Raw genomic sequence first — 14,899 nt, 5'->3', positions numbered from 1 at the left:
GGTGCACGGCGTGCGCACCGGCACGCCGACGGTCGGTCGGGAGGTGTGGTGGAGGTCGCCGACCCGCGCAACTCGCTCCCCCCGGGACGGGTGGCACCGTTCGCCGCCTTCGTCGTCGGCATCCTGGTGGTCGCGGCGCTGACCGCCGCCGTTCCACTCGCGACGCTCCCCAGCGAGGTGTCCCGGCTGCCGGTGGCGTTCTGGACGATGGCCGCGCTCGCCGTGGTCTGCGACGCCCGCCCGTTCGTCCCGCCGGGTCGCCGGCAGACCTCGGCGGTGTTCCCGTCCACCTGCTTCACCTTCGCGATCCTGCTCGGCTGGGGCCTCGGCCCGGCCGTGGTGGTGCAGGCGGTGGGGGTGGTCGTCTCGGGCTGGCGGATGCGGCACGCGGCGTGGCGGACGGCGTTCAACGTCGGCCAGTACGCGTGCGCCCTCGCCGCCGCGTACGGGGTCATCCAGCTCGGGCCCGGCACCATCTTCTCCGGCGGTCGGCTGCACTGGACCGACGTGGCCGTCATCGGCGGCGCCACGGTGGCGTGGTTCGTCGTCAACTACGGGCTGGTCAGCTGGGCGGTGCGGCTGCGCTTCGGGGACCGGTGGTGGCCCACCCTCCGCCAGGGCCTCGGCTTCGAGTTGCTCTCCACCGGTTCACTGCTGCTGCTCGCCCCGGTGCTCGTCGCCGCAGCGCGGGTCAGCGCGGCGCTGATCCCGCTGGTGCTGGTGCCACTCTTCGCGGTCTACCGGATGGCCCGACTGACCGTCGAACAGCAGCACCTCGCCGCCGCCGACCCGCTGACCGGGCTACCGAACCGCAAGGCCCTGCTCGCCGAGGTGGCCGAGCAGGTGCACCTGCACGCCGAACGGACGGCCCGCGGCGAACCCGACGGGCAGCTGGCGCTGCTCCTGATCGACCTGGACCGTTTCAAGAACGTCAACGACGCCCTCGGGCACGCCGTGGGCGACCGGCTGCTGGTCGAGGTCAGCGCCCGGCTCACCGACGTGCAGCCCCGACCACAGATGATCGCCCGGCTCGGCGGCGACGAGTTCGCCATCGTGATGACCGGGCTGACCGACGTCGGTCAGGCGCGTGAGCTGGCCGACCGGGTGGTCCAGGCGCTGGCCGAGCCGGTGCCGCTGGACGGGTTGCCGTTGGATGTGGGTGGCTCGATCGGGATCGCCCTCTTCCCCGAGCACGGCGAGGACTTCGCCACCCTGATGCGCCACGCCGACGTGGCGATGTACGACGCCAAGCATCGCAACGACACGGTGGCCGTCTACGCCCCCGAGTCCGACCACAACTCGGCCGAGCGACTCGGTCTCCTCGCCGACCTGCGCTGGGTGCTGGAGTCCAGCCCGTCGACCGACGGGCTGCGCGACGTCGAGCCGGTGGGCCTGACCGACGTACCCCTCGCCGCGACAGCGGAGGTGCGTGGTGGTGACGGCGCGGCGCTGCCCACCCCAGACGCGGGCGAGGCCGCGCCCCATGCGGACCCGGCGCCGACGATCGCCACGGCGCCGCCGGCCGGTGGCCGGCGGTGGGGACGCCGTCGGCGCATCGACGCCGAAGCGGTGCACGCCGATGAGCTGATCAACCGGATCGCCACCGGAGCCGACCCGATCCGGGGCCGCAACGCCCGGGCCACGGTCACCGACACCCGGCCCGGCCCCGCCCGGGAGCGACGCGCCGGGGCCGGGAACGGTCGGCGGTCGTCGAACGGGAGTGCCGTGCCCGCGGTGGCCGACGGCGGCCCCGGGCCGCGGCGCGACGTCGGGCCCGGCAGCCCGGCCGAACCGCTCGAACCGACCGGGTGGGCGCACGCCGACGGTGAGGCGGCCGGCGACGCCGGGGAAATCACCATGTACTACCAGCCGCAGATCGCCATCGCGACCGGCGAGGTGGTCGGCGTCGAGGCCCTGCTGCGCTGGCGGCACCCACGCAGGGGCATGGTCGACCCGGAGGAACTCATCCGGGTCGCCGAGCAGAGCGCGGTGATGCGGCTGCTCACCCGTCGGGTGGTCGACGACGTGGTGGAGCAACTCGCCAAGTGGTCGGCGGCCGGCATCGGCCTGCGCGCGGCGCTGAACGTGAGCGTGCGCGACCTGCACACCGGCGAGATCGCCGACCAGATCGCCGACCGGCTGGCCCGTTACGAGGTGCCGGCCGACCGGCTACAGGTGGAGATCACCGAAGGTGCCCTGATGGCCGACCCCCGCCGGGTGCTGGCCACCATCTCCCAGCTGCACCGGATCGGGGTGGCCATCGCGCTGGACGACTTCGGCACCGGCTACTCCTCCCTGCAGCACCTGCGCCGGTTGCCGCTCTCCGAGGTGAAGGTGGACCGGTCGTTCGTGCTCGGCATGGCCGACGACGCCGACGACGCGGCGATCGTCCGGTCGATGATCGAGCTGGCCGGCGCGTTGGGGCTGCGGGTGGTCGCCGAGGGCGTGGAGGACGAGCGGACCTGGCGGATGCTGCACGCCGCCGGCTGCGACGCCGCGCAGGGCTGGTTCTACGCCCGTCCCATGCCGGCCGAGGAGTTGGTCACCTGGCTGGCCCGGTACCGGCCGGTCCGCCCGACCGGCGGCCACCCGGAGCCGGACGCCGGTCGCCGCACCACCCGCTGACCCGCCCGCCGACACGACAGGAGGGCCGGCGGAGGGGGAGTCGGGAACGCGGCACCGGAGCGGAACAATAGACTCGCTCCGGTCACCGCGCGTCACGCTCCACCCGTCGCGCGGCCGGCACACCGCCCGACCAGCAGGACATCAGAAGGGGGCACGGATGGCCGCCATCTCCCGCGAGGAGGTCGCGCACCTGGCGCGCCTGTCGCGGCTCGCCGTCACCGAGGAGGAGCTGGACACGTTCGCCGGCCAGCTCGACGTGATCCTCCAGGCGGTCGCCCAGGTCGGCGAGGTCGCCGCCGAGGACATCCCGCCGACCTCGCACTCGGTGCCGCTGACCAACATCTTCCGCGAGGACGTGGTCACGCCGTGCCTGACCCCGCAGGAGGCGCTGTCGGGCGCGCCCGACGCCGAGGACCAGCGTTTCCGCGTACCGCGGATCCTGAGTGAGGATGTGGCCTCGTGAGTGACCTGACCAGAATGACCGCGACGGAGATCGCCGCCCTGGTCGCCGGCGGCGAGACCTCCGCCGTCGAGGTGACCCGGGCGCACCTGGACCGGATCGCCGCGGTCGACGACCGGGTGCACGCCTTCCTGCACGTGGACACCGACGGCGCGCTCGCCGCGGCCCGCGCGGTGGACGAGCGCCGGGCCGCCGGCGAGGAGCTGGGCCCGCTGGCCGGTGTGCCGGTCGCGGTCAAGGACGTGCTCGCCACGCGGGGCGTGCCGACGACCGTGGGGTCGAAGATCCTGGAGGGCTGGCGCCCGCCGTACGACGCGACGATCGTGCAGCGGCTGCGCGAAGCCGGCACGGTGATGCTCGGCAAGACCAACATGGACGAGTTCGCGATGGGCTCCTCCACCGAATACTCGGCGTACGGCCCGACGCACAACCCGTGGGACCTGAGCCGGATCCCGGGTGGCTCGGGTGGTGGCAGCGCGGCCGCGCTGGCCGCGTACGAGGCGCCGTTGGCGATCGGCTCGGACACCGGCGGCTCGATCCGCCAGCCCGGCGCGGTCACCGGCACCGTGGGCGCGAAGCCCACCTACGGCGGCACCTCCCGCTACGGGCTGGTCGCCTTCTCCTCGTCGCTGGACACGCCCGGCCCGTGCGCCCGTACGGTGCTCGACGCGGCCCTGCTGCACCAGGTGATCGGCGGGCACGATCCGCGTGACTCCACCTCGATCCCGCAGCCGATGCCGGACGTGGTGGCGGCGGCGAAGCTCGGCGCGACCGGTGACCTGACCGGTGTCCGGCTCGGCATCGTGAGCGAGTTCGTCGGCGAGGGTGCCGAGCCGGGTGTGATGGCCGCGTTCCGCGAGTCGGTGGACGCCCTCACGAAGCTGGGTGCGGAGATCGTCGAGGTGTCCTGCCCGACGTTCGCGTACGCGCTGCCGGCGTACTACCTGATCGCCCCGAGTGAGTGCTCCTCCAACCTGGCCCGCTTCGATGGCGTCCGGTTCGGCCTGCGGGTCGGCGACGACGGCAACCGGTCGCTGGAGGAGGTCATGTCGTTGACCCGGGAGGCCGGTTTCGGCCCCGAGGTCAAGCGCCGGATCATGATCGGCACGTACGCGCTGTCGTCGGGTTACTACGACGCGTACTACGGGCAGGCGCAGAAGGTCCGTACGCTGATCACGCGGGACTTCACCGCCGCGTTCGAGCGGGTCGACGCGCTGATCTCGCCGACCACCCCGTCGGTAGCGTTCCCGATGGGCGCGCGGACGGCCGACCCGTACCAGATGTACCTGGCCGACCTGTACACGATTCCGACCAACCTGTACGGCGGGCCGGGCATCTCGGTGCCCTGCGGCCTCTCCGAGGGGCTGCCCGTCGGCCTGCAGGTGATGGCCCCGACGATGGCCGACGACCGGATGTACCGGGTCGCCGCCGCGCTGGAGTCCGCGGTCGGCACGTTCACCCCACCGGCACTGTGAGGCAGGAGCCCAGATGACGACCACACTGCCCGCGTACGACGAGGTCGTCGCGCGCTACGAACCGGTGATCGGCCTGGAGACCCACGTCGAGCTGGGCACGAACACCAAGATGTTCTGCGGCTGCCCGACCGACTTCGGTGGCGAGCCGAACACCCGGGTCTGCCCGGTCTGCCTGGGGCTGCCCGGTTCGCTGCCGGTGGCCAACAAGGCGGCCATCGAAGCGATCATCCGGATCGGCCTGGCGCTGAACTGCTCCATCGCGGAGTGGTGCCGGTTCGCCCGGAAGAACTACTTCTACCCGGACATGCCGAAGAACTTCCAGATCAGCCAGTACGACGAGCCGATCTGCGTCGACGGTTACCTGGACGTCGAGGTCAACGGCGAGACGGTGCGGATCGAGATCGAGCGGGTGCACCTGGAGGAGGACACCGGCAAGACGCTGCACGTCGGCGGTGCCACCGGTCGAATCCAGGGCGCGACCGAGTCGCTGGTCGACTACAACCGGGCCGGCATCCCCCTGGTCGAGATCGTCACCAAGCCCATCCCGGGCACCGGCGCGCTCGCTCCGGACGTGGCCCGGGCGTACGTCACCGAGCTGCGGGACGTGATCCGCACCCTCGGCGTCTCCGACGTGCGGATGGAGGAGGGTTCGCTGCGCTGCGACGTGAACACCTCGCTCAACCTGCCGGGGCAGGAGTGGGGCACCCGCACCGAGACGAAGAACGTCAACTCGCTGCGTTCGGTGGAGCGGGCGGTCCGCTCGGAGATGCTGCGGCAGGCCTCGGTGCTGGACGCGGGCGGCCGGATCACCCAGGAGACCCGGCACTTCCACGAGGACACCGGCGACACCACCCCCGGGCGCTCCAAGGAGACCGCCACCGACTACCGGTACTTCCCGGAGCCGGATCTGGTGCCGATCGCCCCGGACCCGGCCTGGGTCGCCGAGCTGAAGGCCGCCCTGCCGGAGCTGCCCCGGGTGCACCGGCGTCGGCTCCAGCAGCAGTGGGGCCTCTCCGACCTGGACATGCAGTCGGTGCTGAACGCTGGCGCGGTCGAGCTGATCGAGGCCACCGTGGCCGCCGGCACCACCCCGGCCGCGGCCCGCAAGTGGTGGCTGGGTGAGCTGTCCCGCCGGGCCAACGAGAGCGGCGTGGAGCTGGCCGAGATCGGTGCCACCCCCGCCCAGGTCGCCGAGCTGCAGGGGCTGGTCGACGCCGGCAAGCTCAACGACAAGATGGCCCGCACGGTGTTGGAGGGCGTGGTCGACGGTGAGGGCTCGCCCACCGAGATCATGACCAACCGGGGCCTGGAGGTCGTGTCGGACACCGGCGCGCTCACCGCCGCGGTGGACGAGGCGATCGCCGCGAACCCCGGCATCGCCGACAAGATCCGCAGTGGCAAGGTCGCGGCGGTCGGCGCCCTGGTCGGCGCGGTCATGAAGACCACCCGGGGTCAGGCCGACGCGAAGACCCTGCGGGAGCTGATCCTGGAGCGCCTCGGCGTCCAGGGCTGAGACCCACCCGGAGCAGGCCGCCGCCGCGACCCGGCGGCGGCCTTCCGCAACCCCCTGTCGACTACGCGGCCACCCCGCACCCCTCGCGAGGGCGTCAACGGCGACGCCTGGATGGAGCCACCGTGACCCAGCACGACCTTGATGTCCTCGGCGAGATCCAGCGGCGGGTGCTCTGGCTCGCCACCCGGATCGTGGACGCCGCCAACCATGACCGCGCCACCGGCGACGGGGTGAAGGTCGGCGGCCACCAGGCGTCCAGCGCCTCCCTGGTCACGGCGATGACCGCGCTCTGGTTCGCGCACCTGGACGCCGAGGACCGGGTCGCCGTGAAGCCGCACGCCTCCCCGGTGTTCCACGCCATCCAGTACCTGCTCGGCAACCTGGACCGGTCCTACCTGCCCCGGCTGCGGGCCCGGGGCGGCCTCCAGTCGTACCCGTCGCGCACGAAGGACCCGGACGAGGTGGACTTCTCCACCGGCTCGGTCGGGTTGGGAGCGGCGGCGCCGCTGTTCGCCGCCGCGACCCGGCGTTACGTGAACGCGCACTTCGGCGCCCGTCCGCACTCCCGGTTCGTGGCACTGATCGGTGACGCCGAGCTGGACGAGGGCAACATCTGGGAGGCGGTCGCCGACCCGGCGACCACCGGGCTCGGCAACGTCATGTGGCTTGTCGACTTCAACCGCCAGTCGCTGGACCGCGTGGTCCCCGGCATCCGGATCAACCAGTGGCGGGGTCAGTTCGAGGCGGCCGGCTGGCACGTCGTGGAGGTCAAGTACGGTCGCCGACTCGCCGAGGCGTACGCCCGGCCGGGTGGCGAGGCGCTGCGCGACTGGATCGACGCGATGCCCAACGAGCAGTACCAGTCGCTGTTCGGGCTGACCGGCCCGGCGCTGCGCAAGCAGTTCCTGGACGGCGCTCCGGCCGGCATCACCCAGCTGATCGCCGACGTCTCCGACGAGGAGTTGGGCCCGCTCGTCACCGACCTCGGCGGGCACGACCTCCAGGCGATGCTCGACGCGTACGCCCAGTGCGACGCGGTCACCGACCGGCCCAGCGTCGTCTTCGCGTACACCGTGAAGGGTTGGGGGTTGCCCATCGCCGGCAACCCGCGTAACCATTCCGCGCTGCTCAGCTCGGAGCAGGTCGACACGTTGCGTGCCGCGCAGGGGTTGACCCGCGAGACCGAGTGGGACCGCCTCGACCCGGCGTCACCGGCCGGCATCCGGGCCGGCGCCCGCCGCGAGGCGCTGTCCCGCGCGCCGCGCGAGCGCGCGCTGGGGGTCACCGTTCCGGCGAGCACCGGAGTACGCGCGAACAAGCCGATCTCCACCCAGGAGGTCTTCGGTCGCGTGCTGGTGGACCTGGCTCGGGACCGGGAGGTGGGCCGCTACCTGGTGACCACCGCCCCGGACGTGGCCACCTCCACCAACCTCGCCGGGTTCATCAACAAGACCGGGGTGTTCGCACCGACCGAGCAGCGTTCCTGGACCGAGGACCGGATGCTGCGCTGGACCGAGAGCCCCGCTGGGCAGCACATCGAGCTGGGCATCTCGGAGATGAACCTGTTCCTGCTGTTGGGCCAGCTCGGCCTTTCGTGGGACCTGTCCGGGCAGCCGCTGCTGCCGGTGGGCACGGTCTACGACCCGTTCGTGCTGCGCGGCCTGGACGCGTTCCTGTACGGCACCTACTCCGGCTCCCGGTTCGTCGTCGCCGGCACCCCGTCGGGCATCACCCTGGCCCCGGAGGGTGGCGCCCACCAGTCCACCATCACCGCCTCGGTCGGCCTGGAGCTGCCCGGCGTAACCTTCGTCGAACCGGCGTACGCCGGCAGCCTGGACTGGCTGCTCTGCGACGCGCTCGGGCAGATCGCCGGTGGGTCGGCTCCGGCCGCGACCGCCGCGCCCGCCGAGGACGGGGCGTACTACTTCCGGTTGAGCACCCGACCGCTGGACCAGGCGCCGTTCGAGGCGGCCCGTGCCCGGCTCGGCGACGCGGTGCTGCGCCGGCAGGTGGTGGCCGGGGCGTACCGGCTGGTCGACGCGCACCAGGCGTACCCGCACCTGGCCGACGCCCCGGTGGTGCAGCTGGCGGCCTCCGGCGCGGTGCTGCCCGAGGTGCTGGCCGCCGCCGCGGAGTTGGCTGAGGAGGGCATCGCCGCGCACGTGGTGGACGTGACCTCGCTGGACCGGCTCTACCGCGCCTGGCAGCGAACCCTGCGCCAGGGTGTGCGGACGGCCACCGTGCCCAGCGTGCCGGGCGCGCTGCGGTCCGCGTTCGCCGACCGGGTGCCGGTGGTGACCGTGCATGACGCCGCGTCGCACGCGATGGCCTGGCTGGGGTCGGCGCTCGGCGCTCCGGCGGTGCCGCTCGGGGTGGACGAGTTCGGCCAGTCCGGCAGTGTCGCCGAGCTGTACGAGTTGCACGACCTGCTGCCCGGCAGCATCGTCAACGCCGCCCTGGCCGCCATCGCCCTCCGCTGACCCGTCCGCGCCCGCCGGTTCGCTGGCGGGCGTCGGCTCAGCCGGTCGGCGTGGGCGTGGGTGTGGCGGGGACGCCGCTGGTCGGCGTGGGCGTGGGTGTGGCGGGGACGCCGCCGGTCGGGTTTTCCACCAGGCGACGTTCCAGGTTGACCTGGGCCTGCCCGGTGCCGCCCACGGTGATGGTGTCGTACGCCTGGAGCATCTTCTGCTGGTCGAAGTAGAGCACGCTCATCGACAGTGGGGTCGGCTTCTCTCCCTCCAGACCGCGCAGCCCGGCGCCGCCGGTGGAGCCCTCCACCATCAGCGTGGTCGGCTGCTGCCCGGGCGCCTGCGGCAGCTTGGAGACCTGCCGGGAGTGGGTGTGCCCGGCCAGCACCAGCGGGCAGGTGCCGGCGAGCGGCCCGGCCGACGCCGGGTCGTGCACAAGAGCGATGTTGACCGGCTGCGGTGAACGACGAACCGTCGCGGCGAGCTGGTTGCCGGCCCCGATCACCTGGTCGGCCACCTGCTGGGTGAGCCCGCTGCCGGCCGGGGAGGTGTTCTTGTCCGGGGTGAAGCGCGGGTCGCCGATGCCGGCGATGGTCAGCCCGGCGACGGTCGTCGTCGAGTTGTTCAGCACGATCGCGTTCGGCTGGCGGGCCACCGCGGCGGCGGTCCGACCCGAGTCGTGGTTGCCCCGGATGAAGACGTACGGCTTCTTGAGCAGGCCGATCGAGCCGACGAAGGACGCCTCCGGCTCGCTGCCCCAGTCGGTGATGTCCCCGGTGTCGATCACCACGTCGATGCCGAACTGCTCCACGACCGTCCGGATCAGCTGCCAGCCGGTCGGGTTGAGGTGCATGTCGGAGACGTGCAGCACCCGCGTGGTGCCCGGGGTCGGCTCCAACAGGGGAAGCGCCGAGACGGTGGTGTAGAGCTGACTGACGTTGCCCACCAGGCGCTGCAGCTGCTCCGCGTACTTGGTGTAGTCGTTGGCGATCCTCCGGGCGTCACCGACGATGGCCGGCGCGTTGACCAGCAAACCCTCGTAGCGTGGCTCCTCGATGGCCTGGGGACGCAGGGTGGCCGCCGCCGTGCCGAGGCTGCCGGCGGTGACCAGCAGCGCCAGCCCGCCCGCCCAGGCGGTCCGTCGGACGTTCCGGAAGATCAGGCCGGCCAGGATCAGGGTGACCAGCACCGACGCGCCAACGGTCCGCAGGCCGAGCCGCATCACACCGGAGCGGACGTCCTCCACGGCGCTCTGGCTGGCTCGGCTGATGCTGGCGGGGTCGTCGATCAACGCCTCGGTGCGCCCCTGGTCGAGTGCGCCCAGCCGTACCGTGAGGTGGGTCGGCCCGTCGTGGCTGTCGAGCAGCAGCGCGCCGAGCGGCGGTATGTCGACGGTGGTGCCGCCGTCACGGGCGGGGGAGATGCTGAGGGTGGCCCGGAACGGCCCGATGTCGGTGTCCACCCGGCCGCCGGCCAGCACCCCGAGCACCGCCCCGGCCAGGGCCACGGCGAGGACGGCGACGATCAGCCCGATGCGGCGCAGCGGGCCGGCGGCAGCGACCCGCCAGCCCGTCGGGCGGCGCCGGTCGTCGCCGGTCACCGGGTCGTCCCGGTCACCGGCGTCGTCGTGTCGCTCGTCGCGTTGCCCGTCCATGCTGAAATTCTGACCTGCCCGTCGGAGGATCTTGGCAAACCTGAACGGATGGTGACGAAGTCAGCTGCGGCCGCCGTCACCGCCCGCGAAGACCACCCGCAGGAGCCGGTCGTCGTCGCCCGCCGGGTTGCCCCGCCCGTCGTGGTTGGAGGTGCTCACCCAGAGCGACCCGTCCGGTGCCGCGGCCACCGCGCGCAGCCGCCCGTACCGGTTGGTGAGCAGCTCACTGGGCTGACCCAGCAGCGTACCGGTGTCGGTCAGCTCCATCACCCACAAGCGTTTGCCGCGCAGGCAGCCGGTGACGAGCAGCCGGTCCGTGGCGGCCAGACCGGAACAGGATGCGTCCGAGGTCGCCCACTGCGTGATCGGATCGGTGTACCGCTTGTCGCCGGCTCGCCCCTCGACCTCCGGCCAACCGTAGTTGCCGCCCTTGGTGATCTGGTTGATCTCGTCCCACGTGTTCTGGCCGAACTCGACGGCGTACATCCGCTTGGCGGCGTCCCAGGTGAAGCCCTGGACGTTGCGGTGGCCCAGTGACCAGACCGGGGAACCGGGGTACGGATTGCCCGCGGCGGGCTTGCCCTCCGGGGTGATCCGCAGGATCTTGCCGCCGAGGCTCTTCACGTCCTGGGAGTTCGGGCGCTGCCCGGCGTCACCCGTGCTGACGTAGAGCTGCCCGTCCGGGCCGAAGCCCAGCCCGCCACCGTTGTGCACATTGGCCTTGGGGATGCCGGTGAGGATCGGGGTGGGCTGCCCGCCGAGCTGTAGCCGGGCGACCCGGTTGTCCTGCTCGGCCGTGTAGTAGACGAAGACCGTTCGGTCCCGCGCGTAGCTGGGGGAGACGGCGATGCCGAGCAGACCACCCTCGCCCGCCGCCGCCACGTCGGGGATCGTCTGCACCGGGCGGACCCGCAGCCCGTCCGGCCCGGACTCGGGGCCGACCTGGAGGATCCGGCCGTTGTCCCGTTCGGTGACCAACGCACCGCCGTCCGGCAGGAAGGCGATGGCCCAGGGCACCCGCAGACCCTTGGCGAGCACGGTCGCCACCGCCTGCTGGCCGGCGCCGCCGGGGCTCGCCGACGCGGACGGGGTTGGCAGGTTCGGCGGTTCGCCGGCCGGGTCGGGCTCCGGTTCGCCGAAGCTGCAACCCGCGGTGAACAGCAACGCCGCACAGGACGCCGCGAGGGCCACCCGGAGGCGGCGGATGCGAGGGTACGGGGGACGGGCTCTCACCCGGCCCAGGGTAGCCCGCCGGACGGCCCGGTCGCGCCCGTCGGGATCCGACGGGCGCCGGTGATCGCGGCCGGTGGACTGCTCACCGTGCCCGTACGGCCAGCAGTGCGGTGTCGTCCTCGCGGTGGCGGATCGAGGTGAGCAGGAGGTCGCACAGCTCGTCGAGGGGCAGCCTGTCCGCCCCGGCCAGCCGGCCCACCAGCTCGGTCAACCCCTCGTCGATGGATCGGTCCCGCCGTTCGATCAGCCCGTCGGTGTAGAGCAGCAGCGTGTCGCCGGTGGCCAGGCTGGTCGAGTGGCTGGTTCGTCGCGACGGGCGGGCCAGGCCGAGTAGCGGCTCCGGCGGCGCTTCGAGGATCTCCACCGCCCCGCCGGCGCGGACCAGCAGAGCCGGCGGGTGCCCGGCGTTGCACCAGGTCACCTCGTGGACGCCGGCGCTCTGGGGACAGATCCGGACCAGCGTCGCGGTGGCCGCGATCGGCAGCCGCAGGCCGCGCATCGCCCCGTCCAGGTGGGTCATCAGCTCGGCGACCGTGTCCGGGCGGCCGAACGCGTTGCCGCGCACCAGGTTGCGCAGCTGGCCCATGGTCGCCGCCGCCTCGATGTCGTGCCCGGCGACGTCCCCGATCGCCGCGATCAGGTCGCCGTCGGGTTGGACGAAGGCGTCGTACCAGTCGCCGCCCACCTCCACCCGGTCGGCCGCCGGCTGGTAGCGGGCCGCCAGCTCCAACTCGCCCACCACCGGCAGCCGCGGCAGCATGCTGTGTTGCAGGACCTCGGCCACGTGCCGCTGCTCGCCGTACATCGAGCTGTTGCCGATCGCCTGCCCGGCCCGGCGGCCGATGTCGACCGCGGTGAGCAGGTCGCGGTCGTCGAACTGCTGCCGCCCCGTGGCGTTGACGAGGGTGATCGCGCCCAGCACCGTGCCGCCGGCGGCCCGTACGGGCACGCTCAGGTAGGAGGCGATGCCCAGCCGGCCGGCGATCGGCGCCATCTCCGGGTTGGTGGTGCCCCGTGTCACGTCGGCGAGGGACGCCGGGCTGCCGAGCTGGGGCTGACCGGTACGCAGCACCCCCCGGATGATCGACTCCGGGCTCAGCCCGGTGCGCAGCAGCTCGGCGAAGCGGTCGACGTCCGCCGTCCGGGCCGGGTCGCGGTGCACCGCGACCACCTCGCGGGGCATGCCGGTCGGCCCGACGAGGGTGAGCAGGCACCAGTCGGCGAGCAGCGGCACCATCGTCGCGGCGAGCCGGCGCAGCGCGGTGCCCACGTCCAGCGTCCCGGCCAGTGTCTCGCTCACCCCGGCCAGCAGCTCCAGCCGCTCGTGCGCCTGCACGACCCGCCGCCGTGCCTCCTGAGCGCCGTCGAGCGCGATCCGCAGTCGCAGCTCCGACGAGCAGGCGGCCGCCAGGTCGGCCAGCGTCCGTAGTTGCGCGGCGGTCCAGGCGCGCGGCTTGCTGTCGATGGCGCAGAGCGAGCCGAGCACCCGGCCGGAGAGGTCGGTCAGCGGCATCCCGGCGTACGCGACCACGCCGAGGTCGTCGATGGCCAGGTTGTCCCGGACGCGGGGGTAGAGCCGGGCGTCCGGCAGCACCATCGGTACCTCGATGTCCACCACGTGCTGGCAGAACGAGTGGCTCAGCGGGGTCTGCCGGCGCACCGACCAGGGCTCCGGCAACCCGACCGCGCCCGGAAAGAACTGCCGATCCGCGGAGACCAGGGAGACCAACGCGACCGGAGCGTCCAGCAGGTCGCTGACCAGCCGGGCGAACCGGTCGAACGCCTCGTCCGGGGCGGCGTCCAGCCCGGTGTCGGCGAGCGCGCGCAGCCGCGCCGGGTCGCCGAGCGCCAGAGGTGGGGCGATCGGACGCCGGGGGGTGGCGGGGGAGCCGTCGGTCATCGAGCACCTGTCTGCCGGGGTGGAGGCCGGCCGGCCCTCCGACCCTTCGTTATACCTCGTCCGGGCCGGGGGCGAACCTCGGTGTGCCGAGTCTCGCCCGGCGGACGCCGGTTGGCGGCGGTGCCCGCGCCGGCCGCCCCGTCGGGGACTATCGTCGGCGGACGTGAAGGTATGGATCCCGCACCAGGCTGGCCTGAACCTCATGGGCGAGCTGCCCCCGGACGTGACGGTGGAGGTCCTCGAGCACGCCGACCGGCTGCCCTCCGAGGTGGCCGGCGTACGCGTCTGGGTGCCACCGTTCCTGGGCGGCACGGACGCGACGGCGTTGCTGCGCGAGCTGCCCGACCTTGCGGTGGTGCAGCTGCTCTCCGCCGGGGCGGACGCCTGGGCTGGCCGGACGCCGCCGGGTGTCACGCTCTGCGACGCCCGGGGTGTGCACGACCCGTCCACCGCCGAGTGGGTCGTCACCGCGATCCTCGCCCAGTTGCGGGCGTTCCCGGCGTTCGTCCGGGCGCAGGCCGAGCGGCGCTGGGTGTACGAGGGGAACACCCCGACCGACGAGCTGACCGGCAAGCGGGTGCTCATCATCGGGGCCGGTTCGATCGGCACCGCGGTGCGCGACCGGCTCGCCCCCTTCGGGGTGAGCTTCACCCTGGTCGCGAGGACCGCCCGCCCGGAGCAGGGGGTGCACGGCGTCGAGGAGTTGCCCCGGCTGCTGCCCGAGGCCGACGTGGTGGTGGTGCTGGTGCCGCTCACCGACCAGACCCGTGGCCTGATCGACAAGGAGTTCCTGGCCGCGATGCCGGACGGGGCGCTGCTGGTCAACGCCGCCCGGGGGCCGGTGGCCCACACCGAGGCGCTCGTCGCCGAGCTGGGCACCGGTCGGATCCTGGCCGCCCTGGACGTCACCGACCCCGAGCCGCTGCCCGCCGACTCCCCGCTGTGGGCGATGCCGAACGTGCTGCTGACCCCGCACGTGGCCGGGTCGGTGCGTGGCCTGTTGCCGCGGGCCTACCGACTGGTCGGTGATCAGGTTCGCCGGTTCGTCGCCGGGCAGCCGCTGATCAACGCGGTGGTCGACGGCTACTGACCCGGCGCCTCGGCCGCGCCCTGGGGCAGCGTCTGGCCGGTGGCCGAGATCAGCCGGGGCAGGTCCGCCCCGCGGACGGCCGGCAGGACGACCTGCTGGCCGTCGTCGAGCCGGGCTACCGCCCGTGCGCGCTGGTCGGTGGTCAGCTCGATGACCTGGTCCCAGTCGATCCGGCGTTGCCCCGCCAGCGCCCGCAGGCGTAGCCCTCGCGCGTCGGCGTCGGTGCCGGCCCGCCACGCCCACAGGGCGACGGCGAGCGGAACGAGCAGCACCGGCAGCAGGTAGGCCCGGGCGTTGGCCAGCGGCAGGGCACCGATGAAGGCGATGACCGCGGCGACCAGGATGGCTTGGTTGTACCGAAAGCGGACCGTGTCGGGCTTACTCACCCTCCGATGATCCCACCCCCGGCCGCTCCGGCTCGCGGCGGGCGGTGTCAGCAGGGTCGGTACGCCGTACAGTGACACGGGTCGTTGTCTCCTCT

General features: G+C 73.2%; 10 protein-coding genes. 6 read left to right on the top strand and 4 right to left on the bottom strand.

Annotated elements, in window-relative coordinates; all coding sequences use genetic code 11:
* The first annotated feature begins 48 nt into the window (after positions 1 to 48).
* The 5 genes from ACQEUX_RS18940 to ACQEUX_RS18920 all read left to right on the top strand — a co-directional run bounded on the left by ACQEUX_RS18940 (position 49) and on the right by ACQEUX_RS18920 (position 8,553).
* Positions 49 to 2,625, top strand: a complete 2,577-nt coding sequence (locus ACQEUX_RS18940) for an EAL domain-containing protein (protein ID WP_433049273.1) — start codon at positions 49 to 51, stop codon at positions 2,623 to 2,625.
* A gap of 157 nt (positions 2,626 to 2,782) precedes the next feature.
* Positions 2,783 to 3,088 (top strand): Asp-tRNA(Asn)/Glu-tRNA(Gln) amidotransferase subunit GatC, encoded by a 306-nt coding sequence (gene gatC, locus ACQEUX_RS18935; RefSeq protein ID WP_433049270.1) that lies wholly within the window; start codon positions 2,783 to 2,785, stop codon positions 3,086 to 3,088.
* Positions 3,085 to 4,560: an Asp-tRNA(Asn)/Glu-tRNA(Gln) amidotransferase subunit GatA gene (gene gatA / locus ACQEUX_RS18930; protein ID WP_433049267.1), complete on the top strand. Its 1,476-nt coding sequence runs from the start codon at positions 3,085 to 3,087 to the stop codon at positions 4,558 to 4,560. Before gatC ends, gatA begins: the two co-directional genes overlap by 4 nt.
* Before the next feature lie 13 nt (positions 4,561 to 4,573).
* Positions 4,574 to 6,073, top strand: a complete 1,500-nt coding sequence (gene gatB / locus ACQEUX_RS18925; protein ID WP_433049264.1) for an Asp-tRNA(Asn)/Glu-tRNA(Gln) amidotransferase subunit GatB — start codon at positions 4,574 to 4,576, stop codon at positions 6,071 to 6,073.
* A gap of 122 nt (positions 6,074 to 6,195) precedes the next feature.
* Positions 6,196 to 8,553, top strand: coding sequence for a transketolase-like TK C-terminal-containing protein (locus ACQEUX_RS18920; RefSeq protein ID WP_433049261.1), 2,358 nt, complete (start codon positions 6,196 to 6,198; stop codon positions 8,551 to 8,553).
* 37 nt (positions 8,554 to 8,590) lie between these two features.
* Here ACQEUX_RS18920 and ACQEUX_RS18915 read toward each other — a convergent pair whose 3' ends face one another.
* From ACQEUX_RS18915 to ACQEUX_RS18905, 3 genes are all read right to left on the bottom strand, one after another.
* A complete protein-coding gene (locus ACQEUX_RS18915; RefSeq protein ID WP_433049258.1) occupies positions 8,591 to 10,195 on the bottom strand; it encodes a metallophosphoesterase in 1,605 nt (534 codons plus the stop codon).
* A 60-nt stretch (positions 10,196 to 10,255) separates the two neighbouring features.
* Positions 10,256 to 11,428 (bottom strand): PQQ-dependent sugar dehydrogenase, encoded by a 1,173-nt coding sequence (locus ACQEUX_RS18910; RefSeq protein ID WP_433049255.1) that lies wholly within the window; start codon positions 11,426 to 11,428, stop codon positions 10,256 to 10,258.
* An 82-nt stretch (positions 11,429 to 11,510) separates the two neighbouring features.
* Complete coding sequence (locus ACQEUX_RS18905; protein WP_433049252.1) at positions 11,511 to 13,328, bottom strand: SpoIIE family protein phosphatase; 1,818 nt, start codon at positions 13,326 to 13,328, stop codon at positions 11,511 to 11,513.
* A gap of 163 nt (positions 13,329 to 13,491) precedes the next feature.
* On the opposite strand from ACQEUX_RS18905, the gene ACQEUX_RS18900 reads away from it, so the two are divergent.
* On the top strand, positions 13,492 to 14,418 hold the full coding sequence (locus ACQEUX_RS18900) for a 2-hydroxyacid dehydrogenase (protein ID WP_433049249.1): 927 nt from the start codon (positions 13,492 to 13,494) through the stop codon (positions 14,416 to 14,418).
* Here the strand turns inward: ACQEUX_RS18900 and ACQEUX_RS18895 are convergent.
* Positions 14,412 to 14,804 (bottom strand): PH domain-containing protein, encoded by a 393-nt coding sequence (locus ACQEUX_RS18895; protein ID WP_433049246.1) that lies wholly within the window; start codon positions 14,802 to 14,804, stop codon positions 14,412 to 14,414. The genes ACQEUX_RS18900 and ACQEUX_RS18895 overlap by 7 nt on opposite strands.
* Between the last annotated feature and the right edge of the window lie 95 nt (positions 14,805 to 14,899).

It is taken from the genome of Micromonospora sp. CA-259024 (genome assembly GCF_050936255.1).
GTDB lineage: Bacteria > Actinomycetota > Actinomycetes > Mycobacteriales > Micromonosporaceae > Micromonospora.
This window is presented reverse-complemented; position numbering and strand designations above follow the sequence as displayed.